Annotated in this window: 16 protein-coding genes; all 16 read left to right on the top strand. The window is 64.6% G+C overall.

Features of this window, described 5'->3' with window-relative positions; translation table 11 throughout:
• The first annotated feature begins 5 nt into the window (after positions 1-5).
• A complete protein-coding gene (locus H7U37_RS08260) occupies positions 6-692 on the top strand; it encodes a metallophosphoesterase (RefSeq protein WP_204875022.1) in 687 nt (228 codons plus the stop codon).
• 179 nt (positions 693-871) lie between these two features.
• Positions 872-2,179 carry a trigger factor gene (gene tig / locus H7U37_RS08255; RefSeq protein ID WP_204875021.1) on the top strand — a complete coding sequence of 436 codons (1,308 nt, stop codon included), beginning with the start codon at positions 872-874 and terminating at the stop codon, positions 2,177-2,179.
• 128 nt (positions 2,180-2,307) lie between these two features.
• On the top strand, positions 2,308-2,889 hold the full coding sequence (gene clpP, locus H7U37_RS08250) for an ATP-dependent Clp endopeptidase proteolytic subunit ClpP (protein ID WP_204875020.1): 582 nt from the start codon (positions 2,308-2,310) through the stop codon (positions 2,887-2,889).
• Between the two features lie 70 nt (positions 2,890-2,959).
• Positions 2,960-4,279, top strand: a complete 1,320-nt coding sequence (clpX, locus tag H7U37_RS08245) for an ATP-dependent Clp protease ATP-binding subunit ClpX (protein WP_204875019.1) — start codon at positions 2,960-2,962, stop codon at positions 4,277-4,279.
• Positions 4,280-4,401: 122 nt separating this feature from the next.
• Positions 4,402-6,807 (top strand): endopeptidase La, encoded by a 2,406-nt coding sequence (gene lon, locus H7U37_RS08240; protein WP_204875047.1) that lies wholly within the window; start codon positions 4,402-4,404, stop codon positions 6,805-6,807.
• Between the two features lie 52 nt (positions 6,808-6,859).
• Positions 6,860-7,459, top strand: a complete 600-nt coding sequence (gene yihA, locus H7U37_RS08235) for a ribosome biogenesis GTP-binding protein YihA/YsxC (RefSeq protein WP_204875018.1) — start codon at positions 6,860-6,862, stop codon at positions 7,457-7,459.
• Positions 7,456-8,208, top strand: coding sequence for a fumarylacetoacetate hydrolase family protein (locus H7U37_RS08230; protein ID WP_204875017.1), 753 nt, complete (start codon positions 7,456-7,458; stop codon positions 8,206-8,208). Before yihA ends, H7U37_RS08230 begins: the two co-directional genes overlap by 4 nt.
• A 100-nt stretch (positions 8,209-8,308) precedes the next feature.
• Positions 8,309-8,995 (top strand): site-2 protease family protein, encoded by a 687-nt coding sequence (locus H7U37_RS08225; protein ID WP_204875016.1) that lies wholly within the window; start codon positions 8,309-8,311, stop codon positions 8,993-8,995.
• Positions 8,996-9,033: 38 nt separating this feature from the next.
• A complete protein-coding gene (locus H7U37_RS08220) occupies positions 9,034-9,858 on the top strand; it encodes a segregation and condensation protein A (protein ID WP_338049805.1) in 825 nt (274 codons plus the stop codon).
• On the top strand, positions 9,827-10,384 hold the full coding sequence (gene scpB / locus H7U37_RS08215; RefSeq protein WP_204875013.1) for an SMC-Scp complex subunit ScpB: 558 nt from the start codon (positions 9,827-9,829) through the stop codon (positions 10,382-10,384). The genes H7U37_RS08220 and scpB overlap by 32 nt, the downstream gene beginning before the upstream one ends.
• On the top strand, positions 10,381-11,010 hold the full coding sequence (locus H7U37_RS16055; RefSeq protein ID WP_204875011.1) for a DUF2953 domain-containing protein: 630 nt from the start codon (positions 10,381-10,383) through the stop codon (positions 11,008-11,010). The genes scpB and H7U37_RS16055 overlap by 4 nt, the downstream gene beginning before the upstream one ends.
• On the top strand, positions 10,982-11,386 hold the full coding sequence (ytfJ, locus tag H7U37_RS08205) for a GerW family sporulation protein (RefSeq protein WP_204875009.1): 405 nt from the start codon (positions 10,982-10,984) through the stop codon (positions 11,384-11,386). Before H7U37_RS16055 ends, ytfJ begins: the two co-directional genes overlap by 29 nt.
• Positions 11,387-11,441: 55 nt before the next feature.
• On the top strand, positions 11,442-12,545 hold the full coding sequence (locus H7U37_RS08200) for a D-alanyl-D-alanine carboxypeptidase family protein (RefSeq protein ID WP_204875007.1): 1,104 nt from the start codon (positions 11,442-11,444) through the stop codon (positions 12,543-12,545).
• Between the two features lie 27 nt (positions 12,546-12,572).
• On the top strand, positions 12,573-13,280 hold the full coding sequence (locus tag H7U37_RS08195; protein ID WP_204875005.1) for a pseudouridine synthase: 708 nt from the start codon (positions 12,573-12,575) through the stop codon (positions 13,278-13,280).
• A gap of 45 nt (positions 13,281-13,325) precedes the next feature.
• Entirely contained in the window at positions 13,326-14,189 is an 864-nt protein-coding gene (locus H7U37_RS08190) for a MurR/RpiR family transcriptional regulator (RefSeq protein WP_204875004.1), read from the top strand.
• 16 nt (positions 14,190-14,205) lie between these two features.
• Positions 14,206-14,655: FAD-dependent oxidoreductase (locus H7U37_RS08185; protein ID WP_272873474.1), on the top strand; the 450-nt coding region annotated here is incomplete at its 3' end.

Here is a 14,655-nt window from a genome sequence, read left to right as displayed (position 1 = left end):
GCTGCGTGGCGCTTTACGCGTTGGGGGACACCCATCTGTCTCTGACGGTGAACAAGCCCATGGACATCTTTGGCGGCGGCTGGGTCGGCTATGTGGACAAGCTGCGCCAGGGGCTTTCGGTGCTGAAGCCGGAGGACACGCTGGTTTTGTGCGGGGACCTCTCCTGGGGGATGAGTCTGGAGCAGGCGAAGGCGGACTTTGCCTTTCTGGACGCCTTTCCCGGCCGAAAGCTCATCGTCAAGGGCAACCACGACTACTGGTGGAACACCGCCGCCAAGCTGGAGCGCTTCTGGCAGGAAAACGGCTGGACGAACTTTGCGCTTCTCCACAACAACGCCCATTTTTACGGGGACACGGCGCTGTGCGGCACCCGGGGCTGGTTTTACGAGGAGGAGCAGGACGGCCACAACGAAAAGGTGTTCAAGCGGGAGCTGATCCGGCTGGAGGCGTCGCTCAAGGCGGCGGGGGACCGGGAGAAGTTTTGTTTTCTCCACTATCCGCCCCGATATCAGGGGTATGTCTGTCCGGAGATTCTGGCGCTGCTGGAGTCGTACCGGGTGCGGCTTTGCTGCTACGGGCATCTCCACGGCGGCAGCTGCCGTCTGGCCCGGGAGGGCGCGTGGAACGGGGTGGAGTACCGGCTGGTGTCGGCGGACCATCTGGGCTTTGCGCCCATGAAGCTTCTGGACTGAAGCGTGTCGAAAGGGAGAGAAAACGGGCGCGGCGGGGGTAAATTTTTCCCCGGGCGGGAAAAGATAAAAAATACTCTGGTAATTTGCCGCGCTTTCTGGTAAGATAAAGCAGATATTGCGAAAGAGCGCCCGTCCGTCGCAAGGAGACGGCGCCGGGCCAAACAGGAGGAAGTAGTAACATGAATGTCAAGAGCGTTGAAAAAAAGGAAAAGAGCACCGTTGAACTGATCATCGAGGTGGGCCGCGAGGAGTTCGAGGCCGCCATTGAGAAGGTTTATAAGAAGCAGCGCAGCAAGATCAGCGTGCCCGGCTTCCGCAAGGGCAAGGCCCCCCGCAAGATCATCGAGGGCATGTACGGCGCCAGCGTGTTCTATGAGGACGCCATCAACGAGGTCTATCCCGAGGCTTACGCCACCGCCGTGGACCAGGAGAAGCTGGACGTGGTGGCCTGGCCCAAGGTGGAGATCCAGGACGTGAACGCCGACGGCTTTACCTTCAAGGCGGTGGTCACCGTCCGTCCCGAGGTGAAGCTGGGCCAGTATAAGGACCTGACCGCGCCCCGGGCCGACGTGACCGTCACCGACGAGGACATCGCCGGCGAGCTCAAGCCCTACATCGCCCGTGCCACCCGCATGGTAACCGTGGAGCGGGAGGCCCAGAACGGGGACACCGTGGTCATCGACTTCGAGGGCTTCAAGGACGGCGTGCCCTTCGCCGGCGGCAAGGCCGAGGGCCACGAGCTGGAGCTGGGCTCCGGTTCCTTCATCCCCGGCTTTGAGGATCAGCTGGTGGGCGCCAAGGCCGGCGACGAGAAGGAGGTCAACGTGACCTTCCCCGCCGAGTATCCCGAGGAGAGCCTGGCCGGCGCCCCCACCGTGTTCAAGGTGAAGGTCCACGAGGTCAAGGAGAAGCAGGAGCCCGTGCTGGACGACGAGTTTGCCAAGGACGTGTCCGAGTTTGACACCCTGGAGGAGCTGAAGAAGGATCTGGCCGACAAGCTCCGCGCCCGCCGGGAGGAGAATGCCAAAAAGACCTTTGAGAGCGCCATTCTGGAGCAGGTCATCCACAACATGGAGGTGGAGATCCCCGACGCCATGGTGGAGTACGAGGCCGACCAGCTGGTGAACAACTACGCCCAGCGCATCCAGGCCCAGGGCATTTCCTTTGAAAACTACCTGAAGATGATGGGCATGACCATGGACCAGATGCGCCTCCAGGCCGCCGAGTCCGCCACCCATCAGATCCAGAGCGACCTGGCGCTGGCCGCCGTGGCCGCCGCCGAGGGCATCGAGGCCACCGAGGAGGACGTGGACGCCGAGATCAAGCGCCTGGCCGAGGAGTACAAGCTCACCGAGGAGCAGGTCCGCACCGCCGTCAACGCCGACGACCTGAAGAAGGACATCTGCCGCAAGAAGGCCGCCGATCTGATCTTTGCCAGCGCCAAGGTGGGCGAGGCCCCCGCCGCGGAGGAAAAGACCGAGGGCTGAGGGACAGGCAGCGCATCCTTTCTGGTATAAACTTCCGCTGACCGGACATACTGTTGTGTGTGTGCCCGGCCGGTTGGGGAGAGAGATGGCCGGAGGTTCCGACATCAACGAGAAGGAGACACCAAGTTATGAGTTTAGTTCCCTATGTAGTGGAGCAGACCAACCGGGGCGAGCGTTCCTATGACATTTTCTCCCGGCTGCTCAACGACCGGATCATTTTCCTGGGCGAGGAGGTCAACGCCACCACCGCCAGCCTGGTGGTGGCCCAGATGCTGTACCTGGAGGCCCAGGACCCGGACAAGGACATCCAGTTCTACATCAACAGCCCCGGCGGCAGTGTGACCGACGGCATGGCCATCTATGACACCATGCAGTATGTCAAGTGCGACGTGTCCACCATCTGCATCGGCATGGCGGCCAGCATGGGCGCGTTTCTGCTGTCCTCCGGCGCCAAGGGCAAGCGTCTTGCCCTGCCCAACGCGGAGATCATGATCCATCAGCCCTCCGCCGGCACCCAGGGCCAGATCACCGACATGGCCATCCATCTGCGCCGGCTGGAGGTCATCAAAAAGCGCATGAACGAGATCCTGGCCGGCAACACCGGCAAGCCCATCGAAGTGGTCACCACCGACTGCGAGCGGGACAACTTCATGACCGCCGAGGAGGCCAAGGCATACGGCCTGATCGACAAGATCATCTATCAGCGCTGACTGCGGGGGGAGCGGGGGCTTGGAAGGGCGTCCGCTCCTCTTTCCGCGCATATGGCGCATGGAGGTTAACATGGCAAAAAATGACGAACACAAGTCGGTCCGCTGTTCCTTCTGCGGCAAGCATCAGGACCAGGTGTCCCGCATCATCGCGGGACCGGGGGCCTATATCTGCAACGAGTGCGTCCACCTGTGCATGAGCATTCTGGACGACAACTTTGACCCCGACGAGCCCAGCGTGGACCCGGATATCCCCGATGTGATCCCCACGCCCCGAGAGATCCGGGATGTACTGGACCAGTACATCATCGGGCAGGAGGAGGCCAAGGTGGCCCTGTCCGTGGCGGTGTACAACCACTATAAGCGGATCTACTTTGGGGGCGGGGACGATGTGGAGCTGCAAAAGAGCAACATTCTGCTCATCGGTCCCACCGGCTGCGGTAAGACCCTCTTTGCCCAGACTCTGGCCCGCATTTTGAAGGTTCCCTTTGCCATCGCCGACGCCACCACCCTCACCGAGGCGGGCTATGTGGGCGACGACGTGGAGAACATTCTGCTGCGTCTGGTGCAGGCCGCCGATTACGACATCGAGCTGGCGGAGCGGGGCATCATCTATGTGGATGAGATCGACAAGATCGCCCGCAAGAGCGAGAACACCTCCATCACCCGGGACGTGTCGGGCGAGGGCGTGCAGCAGGCGCTGCTGAAGATTCTGGAGGGCACGGTGGCCAACGTACCGCCCCAGGGCGGGCGCAAGCACCCCCACCAGGAGTTCATCCAGATCGACACCCGCAACATTCTCTTTATCTGCGGCGGCGCCTTCGACGGCATCGACAAGATCATCGAAAAGCGGCTGGACAAGAAGAGCATCGGCTTCGGCGCGGACATTGAGAGCAAGAGGGAGCGGGACATTTCCGCTCTGTTCCGTGAGATTCAGCCCCACGACCTGCTGAAATTCGGCATCATTCCCGAACTGGTGGGCCGTCTGCCGGTGATTACGTCCCTACGGGCGCTGGACAAGGAGCAGCTGGTGAAGATTCTGACCGAGCCCAAGAACGCTCTGGTCAAGCAGTACAAGAAGCTGCTGGAGTATGATATGGTGGACCTGGAATTCCAGGACGAGGCCCTGACCGCCGCGGCGGACAAGGCCATAGAGCGTGGGATCGGCGCCCGCGGCCTGCGGGCGGTGCTGGAGGAGGTCATGACCAAGGTCATGTACGACGTACCCTCCGACCCCACCATCTCGAAGGTGACCATCACCGCCGAGAGCGTGCGGGACCATGTGCCGCCGGCGGTGGAGCATAATCCCCAGCGGACCGAACGGCCCCGGCTGGGCAGCGCGGCGCTCCGGGCTGAGCGGGGCGGCGCGCCGTCCCGGGGCAATGCGTCCTGAGGACGGGACGCGGAGGATTGGAGCTTGCCGAACACGCGGGGCAGGGGTGGGAATACCCTTGCCCCGCCGCGCATTTTTGGAAGGAGCCGCCCGGCGGGGCGGGACAAAGGAAGTGAATGACAATGACGGAACATGAGTGCAAGACCGCCGTAATGCCTGCGCTGGCACTGCGGGGCATGACGGTCTTTCCCAATATGCTGCTCCACTTTGATGTGGGGCGGGACACGTCGGTGCGGGCGCTGGACCAGTCCATGTCAGGCGGGCAGCCCATTTTCCTGGTGGCCCAGAAGGACATGGCGGTGGAGGAGCCGGGGGAGGAGGATCTGTACCGGATCGGTACGGTCTGTACGGTGCGCCAGCTGCTCCGCCTGCCCGGCGACAATGTGCGGGTGATGGTGGAGGGCGTGAGCCGCGGCCGGCTGGTGAAGCTGACCCAGACCGCGCCCTATCTGAGCGCGGAGGTGGAGGAGATCACGGCCGAGACGCCGGTGCGCACCTCCGCCCGGACGGAGGCCCTCATCCGCCAGACCTACGAGCTTTTTGAGCGGTATATCGAGCTGGCGCCCAAGATGACGCCGGATATCCTGCTCAATCTGCTCTCCAGCCAGGACCCGGGGTATATTGCCGACTACATCGCCCAAAACGTCATCATGCGGGCGGGGGACAAGCAGGCCATTCTGGAGGAGCTGCGGCCGGTGCGCCGGCTGGAGCGGCTGGTGCAGATGCTGCGCCGGGAGCTGGACGTGCTGGAGATGGAGCTGGAGCTTCAGAGCAAGGTGCGGGAGGGCCTGACCCGCAGTCAGCGGGACTATTTCCTGCGGGAGCAGATGAAGGTGATCCAGCAGGAGCTGGGCGAGGGCGACGGCGACAGCGAGCTGGCCGAGTACCGGGAGAAGATCGAGAAGGCGAAGATGCCCCAGGAAGTGGCGGACAAGCTGAAAAAAGAGGTCTCCCGGCTGGAAAAGCAGCCCTTTGGCTCGGCGGAGGCCAGCGTGATCCGCAACTATCTGGACGTGTGTCTGGAGCTGCCCTGGAGCAAGAAAACCAAGGAGAAGGTGGACGTGGAGGCGGCCCGGAAGATTTTGGACGCCGACCATTTCGGCCTGGAGAAGGTCAAGGAGCGCATCCTGGAATTTCTGGCGGTGAAGCAGCTGGCCCCTGACCTGAAGGGACAGATCATCTGTCTGGTGGGTCCGCCCGGGGTGGGCAAGACCTCCATCGCCATGAGCATGGCCAGAGCCCTCCACCGGAAGCTGGGGCGCATTTCCCTGGGCGGCGTCCACGACGAGGCGGAGATCCGGGGCCACCGCAAGACCTACATCGGCGCCATGCCGGGGCGCATCATCGCGGGCATCCGGCAGGCGGGGGTCTCCAATCCGCTGCTGCTGCTGGACGAGATCGACAAGCTGGGGGACGACCACCGGGGCGACCCGGCTTCGGCCCTGCTGGAGGTGCTGGACGGCGAGCAGAACAGCACCTTCCGGGACCACTATCTGGAGGTACCCTACGATCTTTCGGAGGTTCTGTTCGTCACCACGGCCAACACCACCGACACCATTCCCCGGCCGCTGCTGGACCGGATGGAGATCATCGAGCTGAGCAGCTACACCGACGAGGAAAAGCTGCAAATCGCCAAGCGGCATCTGCTGCCCCGGCAGCTCCACCGCCACGGCCTGAAAAAGAGCCAGCTCAAGCTGACCGACGGGGCCATCCGGGAGGTCATCACCGGCTACACCAAGGAGTCGGGGGTGCGCATCCTGGAACGGACCCTGGGGGCGCTGTGCCGCAAGGCGGCCATGCGCATCGTGTCGGAGGGGGTCAAGTCGGTGACGGTGACGGGAGACAACCTGGAAGAGCTGCTGGGCGTGCGCCGCTACCATCCCGAGCAGCTGCCCCTCACCGAGCAGGTGGGCGTGGTCAACGGCCTGGCCTGGACCAGCGTGGGCGGCGAGCTTCTGGAGGTGGAGGTCAACGTGGTGCCCGGCTCTGGCAAGCTGGAGCTGACGGGCAATTTGGGCGACGTGATGAAGGAGAGCGCCCACGCGGCCCTCTCGTATATCCGGAGCCGTGCCGACCGACTGGGCATCGCGGCCGACTTTTATCAGACCAAGGACATCCATGTCCACTTCCCCGAGGGCGCGGTCCCCAAGGACGGCCCGTCGGCGGGCATTGCCATCACCACGGCCATGGTGTCGGCGCTGACCGACCAGCCGGTGCGCCGTGAGCTGGCCATGACGGGCGAGGTGACCCTGCGGGGCCGGGTGCTGCCCATCGGCGGCCTGAAGGAAAAGACCATGGCGGCCCTGCGCAGCGGGATCAAGACGGTGATCCTCCCCAAGGACAACGAGAAGGATCTGGAGGAGATCGACCAGACGGTGCGGGCCGCGCTCCACTTCCTGCCGGTGGAGCAGGTGGACCAGGTGCTGGACGCCGCTCTGGGCATGGCCCTCCAGAGTCAGGAGGAGCCTTTCGAGGCCCACATACAGCCCGCCGGTCCGTCTGCCGGCCGGGTGACCATCCCCCAGTAAGGGGAAGCATCAGTGCCGGGACCGGGATGGTCCCGGCCGAAAGGGGTAGACCATGCCGCTGAATGTCAACAACGCGGAATTCATCCGCTCCGCCGCCAAGGCAGCCGACTTCCCCCGGGACCGGCTGCCTCAGGTGGTGTTTGCCGGGCGGTCCAACGTGGGCAAATCGTCGGTCATCAACCGGCTTTTGAACCGCAAGAATTTTGCCCGGGTGGGCTCCGCGCCGGGCAAGACCACCCACATCAACTATTTTCTCATTGATAAAAAGCTCTATCTGGTGGATCTGCCGGGCTACGGCTACGCGAAGGTATCCCAGGCGGAGAAGGCCCGCTGGGGCCGGCTCATTGAGAGCTGGTTTGCCGACACCAGCCTGATGACGCTGGGCATCCTGATCGTGGACAGCCGCCACAAGCCCACCGCCGACGACTGCACCATGGCCCGGTGGTTCCAGGAGAGCGGTCGGCCCTACGCGGTGGTGGCCAACAAGCTGGACAAGCTGAAAAAGAGTGAGATCGAGCCCAATCTGCAGCGCATCCGGGAGACGCTGGAGATGGGAGAGGATGGGATTGTGATCCCCTTCTCGGCGGAGAAGGGGGAGGGCCGTGGGGAACTGCTGGCCCTCATCGTGGCGCATTTGGAGGAACGAGCATGAGATATGTGAGACTGGAGCGGGACGGTGTCCCGGTGTGGGGCGTGGTCCAGGGAGAGAACGTCCGCACCCTGACGGGTGCGCCCTACGAGGGCCTTTGCTACGACGGCCATACGCTGCCGCTGTCCGGCTGCAAGCTGCTGGCGCCGTGTACGCCCACCAAGATCGTCTGTGTGGGCAAGAACTACTACGACCACGCCATGGAGATGGGAGAGGGCGTGCCGGAGCATCCCATCCTGTTTTTGAAGGCGCCCAACACCCTCAACGATCCGGAGGGCGAGATCCACGCCCCGGATTTTGTAGGCCGGCTGGACTATGAGGGGGAGCTGGGCATTGTCATCCGGAAGCGGGCAAAGGATGTAAAGGAAGCGGACTTTGCGGACTATATTTTGGGCTACACCTGTCTCAACGACGTGACCGCCCGGGACGTCCAGAAGGGGGACGGCCAGTGGACCCGCGGCAAGAGCATGGACGGCTTTGCGCCGGTGGGACCGGCGGTCACCGATGAGGTGGACGGCCGGGACTTGGCCATTGAGACCCGGCTCAACGGCACGGTGGTGCAGTCCTCCCGGACCAACCGGTTTATGACGGGCATTCCGGCGCTGATGGCCTTTATCACGGCGGCCATGACCCTGGAGCCGGGGGACGTGATCGCCACCGGCACGCCGGCGGGCATCGGGGCCATGCACCCGGGCGACGTGGTGGAGGTGGAGATCGAGGGCGTGGGCGTGCTGCGCAATCGGGTGGTGTAAGACAGGGCCGCCTTGCCAATTTCCTGAAAATTTGCTATAATCCACAGAAAAAGAGAGAGGGACCTGTTTGCCTTCCGGGAGGGATAGTTTGCATAGCTTTATGGAATTTTTTACCCAGTCCTTCCAGTGGGAAGGGCTGGTCCGTCTGCTGATCCAGGTGGCGGCGGTGCTGCTGTGCCTGACGGTCCATGAGACCTGCCACGGTCTGGCGGCGCTGGCGCTGGGGGACCCGACAGCCAAGCGGCAGCACCGGCTGAGTCTCAATCCGCTGCGCCATCTGGACCCGCTGGGGACGCTGATGATGCTGGTGGCGGGCTTTGGCTGGGCCAAGCCGGTGATGATCGACCCCAGGTACTTCAAAAATCCCAAGGCGGGTATGGCGGTCACCGCGCTGGCCGGTCCGGTGTCCAACTTTCTGCTGGCGCTGGCGGCGCTGCTGGTGCGCGGAGTTGTGCTGGCGGCCTATGTCCTGAGCGAGGGCAGCGGGCTGCTGGGCGGGGTGATCTCCTTTTTGGAGACGGTGGCGGTGCTGAGCGTGGGTTTGGGGCTCTTCAATCTGATCCCCTTCCCGCCGCTGGACGGCTCCAAGGTGGCGGAGGCCTTCCTGCCCGACCGGATCTACTTCCAGATCCTGCGCTATGAGCGCTGGGGGATGGTGGTGCTGGTGCTGGTGCTCTGGACGGGGCTTCTGGACGTACCGCTGGCGGCCGCCCAGCAGTGGGTGCTTCAATGGCTGGTGCAGGTGGGGAACCTGCCCTATTTTGCCCTGATGGGTCTTTTGGGCTGAGGTGAGGGATGGAAGCACCGGTTTACCATTTGGAAAAGGTGGTCCGCTCCCGGACGGAGAACCGGGAGGATTTCAACGGACCGCTGGATCTGATTCTCCACCTGCTGAGCAAGAACAAGATGGAGATTGCCGACATCCAGATCGCGCTGATTTTGGATCAGTATCTGGCCTGGATGGACCGGCGCAAGGAGCTGGATCTGGACGTGGCCAGTGAATTTGTGGCCATGGCGGCCCAGCTGATGTTCATCAAAAGCCGGATGCTCCTGTCCATCAAGGACGAGGAGGCCCTTTCCGAGATGGAGGAGCTGATTGCCTCGCTGGAGGAGCACCGGCGCAAGGAGGACCAGGCCCGCGTCCGGGCGGTGCTGCCGGCGCTGGACCGGCGGTTTACGGTGGGGCGGGACTATCTGACCAAGGCCCCCGAGCCGCTGGCGCCGGACAACCGCTATCAGTATGAGCACGTCCCCCACGAGCTGCTGCTGGCCATGCTGGACGTACTGGCCCGGAGCGACCGGCCGGTCGCTCCGCCGGTAACGGCCTTTGAGGGGATCGTGGGGCGGGAGCCCTACCCGGTGGCGGAGAAGGCCCGGGAGCTGCTGGCCCGGCTGGTCCGGGCGGGTGTGACCCGGTTTCGGGCGCTGTTCCGGGGAGACCGGAGCCGGTCGGAGATCGTGGCGACCTTTTTGGCGGTATTGGAGCTGTGCCGTGCCCATCGGGTGCTGCTGGCGGGGGACGGAGAGTGTACGGTGACCTGCATCGACGACCGTCCCATGGAGGAGGACCGCCCGGCGGAAGAGGACGGAACGGAGTCAGGACGAGAGGAGAGGGGCTATGGAGCAGAAGGAACTGGAGGGAGCCATTGAGGGGATTCTCTTCGCGGCCGGCGAGCCGGTGGGGGTGGAGCGCCTCTGTCTGGCGCTGGAGACCGACCGGGCCACCATCGACCAGGCCTGCGGCCGTATGGCGGACCGCTACCGGTACGAGCGGCGGGGCATCCGGCTTTTGCGGCTGGACACCAGTTATCAGCTCTGTTCGGCGCCGGAATTTGCCCATGTGATCCGACGGGCGCTGGAGGGCCGCCGTCCGGCGAGGCTGTCCCAGACGGCGCTGGAGGTGCTGGCCATCGTGGCCTATTACCAGCCCATCACCCGGGCGGATGTGGACCGCATCCGGGGGGTGGACAGCGCCTACACCATGGGCGTCCTTCAGGACCGGGGCCTCATTGAGGAATGCGGCCGGCTGTCGGTGCCCGGCCGTCCCATCCAGTACCGGACCACACCGGTGTTTCTCCGCTCTTTCGGCATCAGCACCCTGGACGAGCTGCCCGAGCTGCCCAACGTACCGGCGGAGGAGCGGAGCGCCGTCTCCGGCGGGGAGGAGGGACCATGAGTCCGTGGCTGTGGGTTCTGGCGGCGCTGGCGCTGCTGTTGCTGCTGCTGTGGACGCGGGTGGGAGTGTGGGTGCGCTGGGATGCCGGCGGCCTGATGGTCCACGCCCGGATCGGTCCCGTTCTGGTGCGGGTCTATCCGGCGGTGGTACGTCCCGAGCGGAACAAGAAAGAGCCGAAGAAGGATAAGAAGAAAGAAGCGGCGGCGGAGAGGAAATCTCCCACCGCGGAGCAGCTGCTGCGCTATTTGGCGCTGGCCGCGGAGGCGGCGGGCGGGCTGAAGGAGCGGGTCCGGGTGGATGACCTGACCATCGGCCTGGTGCTGGCGGGAAAGGACGATCCGGCGGCGGCGGCCATCGCCTATGGCGGCGTCAACAGCGCTTTGGGTATGATTTTGCCCCTTTTGGAGCAGAATTTTCAGGTGAAGGAACGCCGTGTTTCCACGGCGGTGGACTTTCAGCGGGGAGAGACGGCGGCGGAGCTGGAAGCGGCGCTTTCGCTGCGGGTGCTCCAGCTTCTGACCCTGGGGGTCCGGCTGCTGGTCAAGCTCTCCCAGCAGGACAAAACGGCGAAAAATGCACAGAAAGAGGCGGTACAGCATGGAAAACAGCAAGAAACATCCCATTGACACTTTGATGTCCGACACCATGGACAAGATCCGCCAGTTGGTGGACGTGAACACGGTGGTGGGAGCGCCCATCCAGGCCGAAGGGGTGACCATCATTCCCATTTCCCGGGTCAGCATGGGCTTTGCCTCCGGCGGCAGCGATTTTACCGGAAAGCATCAGAAGCCGGAGGCGGACAACTGCTTCGGGGGCGGCGGCGGCGCGGGTGTGAACATCACGCCCATCGCCTTTTTAGTGGTCCACGGGGAGAACGTGCGGCTCATGCCCCTCTATCCGCCGGCCTACACCACGGTGGACCGGGTGGTGGAGCTGGTGCCCGACCTGGTGGACAAGGTCAGCGCCTTTTTGAAGGAGAAGAAGGAGCCGGAGGACCAATAACTGCCAGTGATAGGCGCGGCCCGTCGGGGGCATACTGCCCCCGAGGTGATGCGGAATGAAACGGGTCTTGGTGGTCTTGCTGACGGTGCTGTGTCTGGGGGTCCCGGCTGGGGCTTCGGCTCCCGGAGACAGCGCCAGCGCCGCCATTGTGGTGGACGCCGCCACCGGCCGGGTGCTGTACGGCCATGACACGGAGGTGGAGCGGCCCATCGCGTCCATTACCAAGCTGATGACCGCCCTGGTGGCGGTGGAGCGGGGCCCCGGACTGGCGACAGAGCTGACCATCCGTCCCGAGTGGACGGGGATTGAGGGGTCCTCCCTGTATCTGCGGGCCGGCGAGACACTGACGGTGGAGGAGCTGCTCTATGGTCTGCTGCTGGTGTCGGGCAACGACGCGGCGGAGGCGCTGGCGGCGGGGTGCGCCGGGACGGTGGACGCCTTTTTGGTGTGGATGAACGAGAAGGCGGCGGAGCTGGGCATGGAGCACAGCCGGTTTTCCAGTCCCAGCGGGCTGGAGGACGAGGGCAACTACTCCACGGCGGCGGATATGGCGCGGCTGGCCCGGGCGGTGCTGGAAAACGAGACGTTGCAGCGCATCTGCTCCACCCGCTCGGCGTCGGTGGCGGGCCGGGTGCTGGTCAATCACAATAAGCTTTTGTGGCGCTACGAGGGCTGCGCGGGGCTGAAAACGGGCTATACCGATCAGGCGGGGCGGACGCTGGTGTCCTGCGCCGTCCGGGACGGTCAGACCCTGATCGCGGTGACCCTCAACGACGGGGACGACTGGGCGGACCACGCCGCGCTGCTGGATTACGGCTTTGAGACCTACCCGAACGAAACGGTGGTGGCAGGCGGAGCGATTCTGGGTACGGCGCCGGTATCGGGCAGCGTGACGCCGCTGGTACTGCTGGCGGCGGAGGAGGATTTTGTCTATCCCCTGGCCGAAGGGGACACGGCGGAGTGGCAGCTCACCCTGGACGAGGCATTGTCCGCGCCGCTGTCCGCCGGGCAGAAGGTGGGCACGGTATCGGTGACGGTCAACGGCGCGCCGGCGGGCAGCGTGGACCTGGTATGCGCCGGCGAGGCGGCGGACGACCGGGCGGAAGCCCAGAGCCTGTGGGAGCGCCTCTGGACGGGCCTGACGGGCTGGCTGTTCTGAAGAAAGAGAAAAAAGGGAGGGACGGCCGTGGAGGAACGGCTGCAAAAGATCCTCTCCGCCCGGGGGGCAGCCTCCCGCCGGGCGGCGGAGGGGTACATCACCGCCGGACGGGTGACGGTCAACGGCCGGAGGGCGTCTCTGGGGGACAAGGCTGACCCGGAGCGGGACGACATCCGGCTGGACGGCGTGCCGGTGACGGCGCCGGAGCAGCGGACCTATCTGCTGCTCCACAAGCCCCGGGGCTATGTGACCACCCTGTCGGACGAAAAGGGGCGGCCCACGGTGGCGGCGCTGGTGGCGGACTGCGGGGCGCGGGTGTGGCCGGTGGGCCGGCTGGACTTGGACTCGGAGGGCCTGCTGCTGATGACCGACGACGGGGCGCTGACCAACCGGCTGATCCATCCCCGGCACGAGGTGGACAAGGAATACCTGGTGTGGGTGCGGGGGGACGTGGACGAGGCGCTGCCGGTGCTCACCGGACCCATGTCGCTGGACGGCGTGCCCCTGCGGCCCGCCCAGGTCCGGCCGGTGGGGCGGCGGAGGGAGGAGACAGTACTGTCCTTTGTGATCCACGAGGGGAAGAACCGGCAGATCCGCCGGATGTGCGCTCTGGCCGGGCTGGAGGTACGGCGTCTGCGCCGGGTGCGGGAGGGCCCTATCATGCTTGGGGACCTGCCGCGCGGGCACTGGCGCCGGCTGACGCCGGAGGAAATCGCGGCGCTGCTCCGGCTGTGAGGAAGCGGCCATGGCCCGGCATACTCCCGAGAGGAGGGCGTTTTGATGCCCAAAGACATCCTGTCTCATATTCAAAGCGGCATGAGCGGCTTTTCCAAGGGTCAAAAGCTCATTGCCCGGTACATTTTAGATTCCTATGACAAGGCGGCCTTCATGACGGCCAGCCGGCTGGGGAAGACGGTCCATGTCAGCGAGTCCACGGTGGTCCGTTTTGCCTCCGAGCTGGGGTACGACGGCTACCCGGCCATGCAGAAGGCGCTGCAAGAGATGATCCGCAGCAAGCTGACCTCCATCCAGCGCATCAAGGTGACCAACGACCGCATTGGGGACCACGACATCCTGTCCACCGTCATGCAGGCCGACATGGAGAAGATCCGGCTCACCCTGGAGGAGGCGGACCGGGAGAAATTCGCCCAGGCGGTGGACGCCATCGTAAACGCCCGGCGGATCTACATTCTCGGCGTACGTTCGGCCAGTGCGCTGGCCAATTTTTTGGGCTTTTATTTCAATTTGATTTTTGAAAACGTGCTCCTTATCCAGGCGGCGTCGGCCAGCGAGGTTTTTGAGCAGCTGCTGCGGGTGGGGCCGGAGGACGTCATCATCGGCATCAGCTTCCCCCGCTACTCCAAGCGGACGGTGAAGGCCATGGAGTTTGCCCGGGACCGGGGGGCCCATGTGGTGGCCATCACCGACGGGGAGACCTCGCCGTTGGCGCCCATCGCCACCTGCACCCTGACGGCCAAGAGCGATATGGCCTCCTTTGTGGACTCGCTGGTGGCGCCGCTGAGTCTGGTGAACGCGCTGATCGTGGCCATCGGGCGGCGGATGAACAACGATCTGTCCGACACCTTCCGGGCGCTGGAGCAGATCTGGGACGAGTACGATGTCTACGAGAAGGCGGAAGAATAAGGGAGTGTTTAGGAGCTTGACGGCAGATGTGATTGTGGTCGGCGGAGGGCCGGCGGGGATGATGGCCGCGCTGACGGCGGCGGAGCGGGGGGCGCGGGTGTGCCTCATGGAGCGCAACCAGAAGGTGGGGCGCAAGCTGTACATCACAGGCAAGGGGCGGTGCAACGTGACCAACGACACCGACGTGGCCGGGGTGCTGGCCAATCTGCCCCGGAACAGCCGGTTTCTGACCAGCGCGGTGACCCGCTTTCCGCCGGCGTCGGTGCAGGCATTTTTTGAAAAATTGGGCGTACCGTTAAAGGTAGAGCGGGGCGGCCGGGTGTTTCCGGTGTCGGACAAGGCGGCGGACGTGGTGGACGCGCTTTTTGGAGCGCTGCGCCGGGCCCGGGTATCGCTTTTGGAGGACCGGGCGGAGGGGCTGGTGGTGGAAGAAGGGCCGGTCGGGGGGGTGGGGGGGGTCCACTGG

The organism is Pseudoflavonifractor phocaeensis (assembly GCF_016901735.1).
Taxonomy (GTDB): domain Bacteria; phylum Bacillota; class Clostridia; order Oscillospirales; family Oscillospiraceae; genus Pseudoflavonifractor_A.
The sequence above is the reverse complement of the archived record's forward strand: the minus strand, read 5'-3'. Positions and strand labels throughout refer to the sequence as shown.

Bases quoted from the DNA above. Each gene is read 5' to 3' on its own strand.
- yihA (WP_204875018.1), top strand. From the start codon at position 6,860: ATGCCGCTGAATGTCAACAACGCGGAATTCATCCGCTCCGCCGCCAAG.
- H7U37_RS08200 (WP_204875007.1), top strand. From the start codon at position 11,442: ATGAAACGGGTCTTGGTGGTCTTGCTGACGGTGCTGTGTCTGGGGGTC.
- scpB (WP_204875013.1), top strand. From the start codon at position 9,827: ATGGAGCAGAAGGAACTGGAGGGAGCCATTGAGGGGATTCTCTTCGCG.
- clpX (WP_204875019.1), top strand. From the start codon at position 2,960: ATGGCAAAAAATGACGAACACAAGTCGGTCCGCTGTTCCTTCTGCGGC.
- clpP (WP_204875020.1), top strand. From the start codon at position 2,308: ATGAGTTTAGTTCCCTATGTAGTGGAGCAGACCAACCGGGGCGAGCGT.
- H7U37_RS08230 (WP_204875017.1), top strand. From the start codon at position 7,456: ATGAGATATGTGAGACTGGAGCGGGACGGTGTCCCGGTGTGGGGCGTG.
- H7U37_RS16055 (WP_204875011.1), top strand. From the start codon at position 10,381: ATGAGTCCGTGGCTGTGGGTTCTGGCGGCGCTGGCGCTGCTGTTGCTG.
- ytfJ (WP_204875009.1), top strand. From the start codon at position 10,982: ATGGAAAACAGCAAGAAACATCCCATTGACACTTTGATGTCCGACACC.
- H7U37_RS08225 (WP_204875016.1), top strand. From the start codon at position 8,309: ATGGAATTTTTTACCCAGTCCTTCCAGTGGGAAGGGCTGGTCCGTCTG.
- lon (WP_204875047.1), top strand. From the start codon at position 4,402: ATGACGGAACATGAGTGCAAGACCGCCGTAATGCCTGCGCTGGCACTG.
- tig (WP_204875021.1), top strand. From the start codon at position 872: ATGAATGTCAAGAGCGTTGAAAAAAAGGAAAAGAGCACCGTTGAACTG.
- H7U37_RS08190 (WP_204875004.1), top strand. From the start codon at position 13,326: ATGCCCAAAGACATCCTGTCTCATATTCAAAGCGGCATGAGCGGCTTT.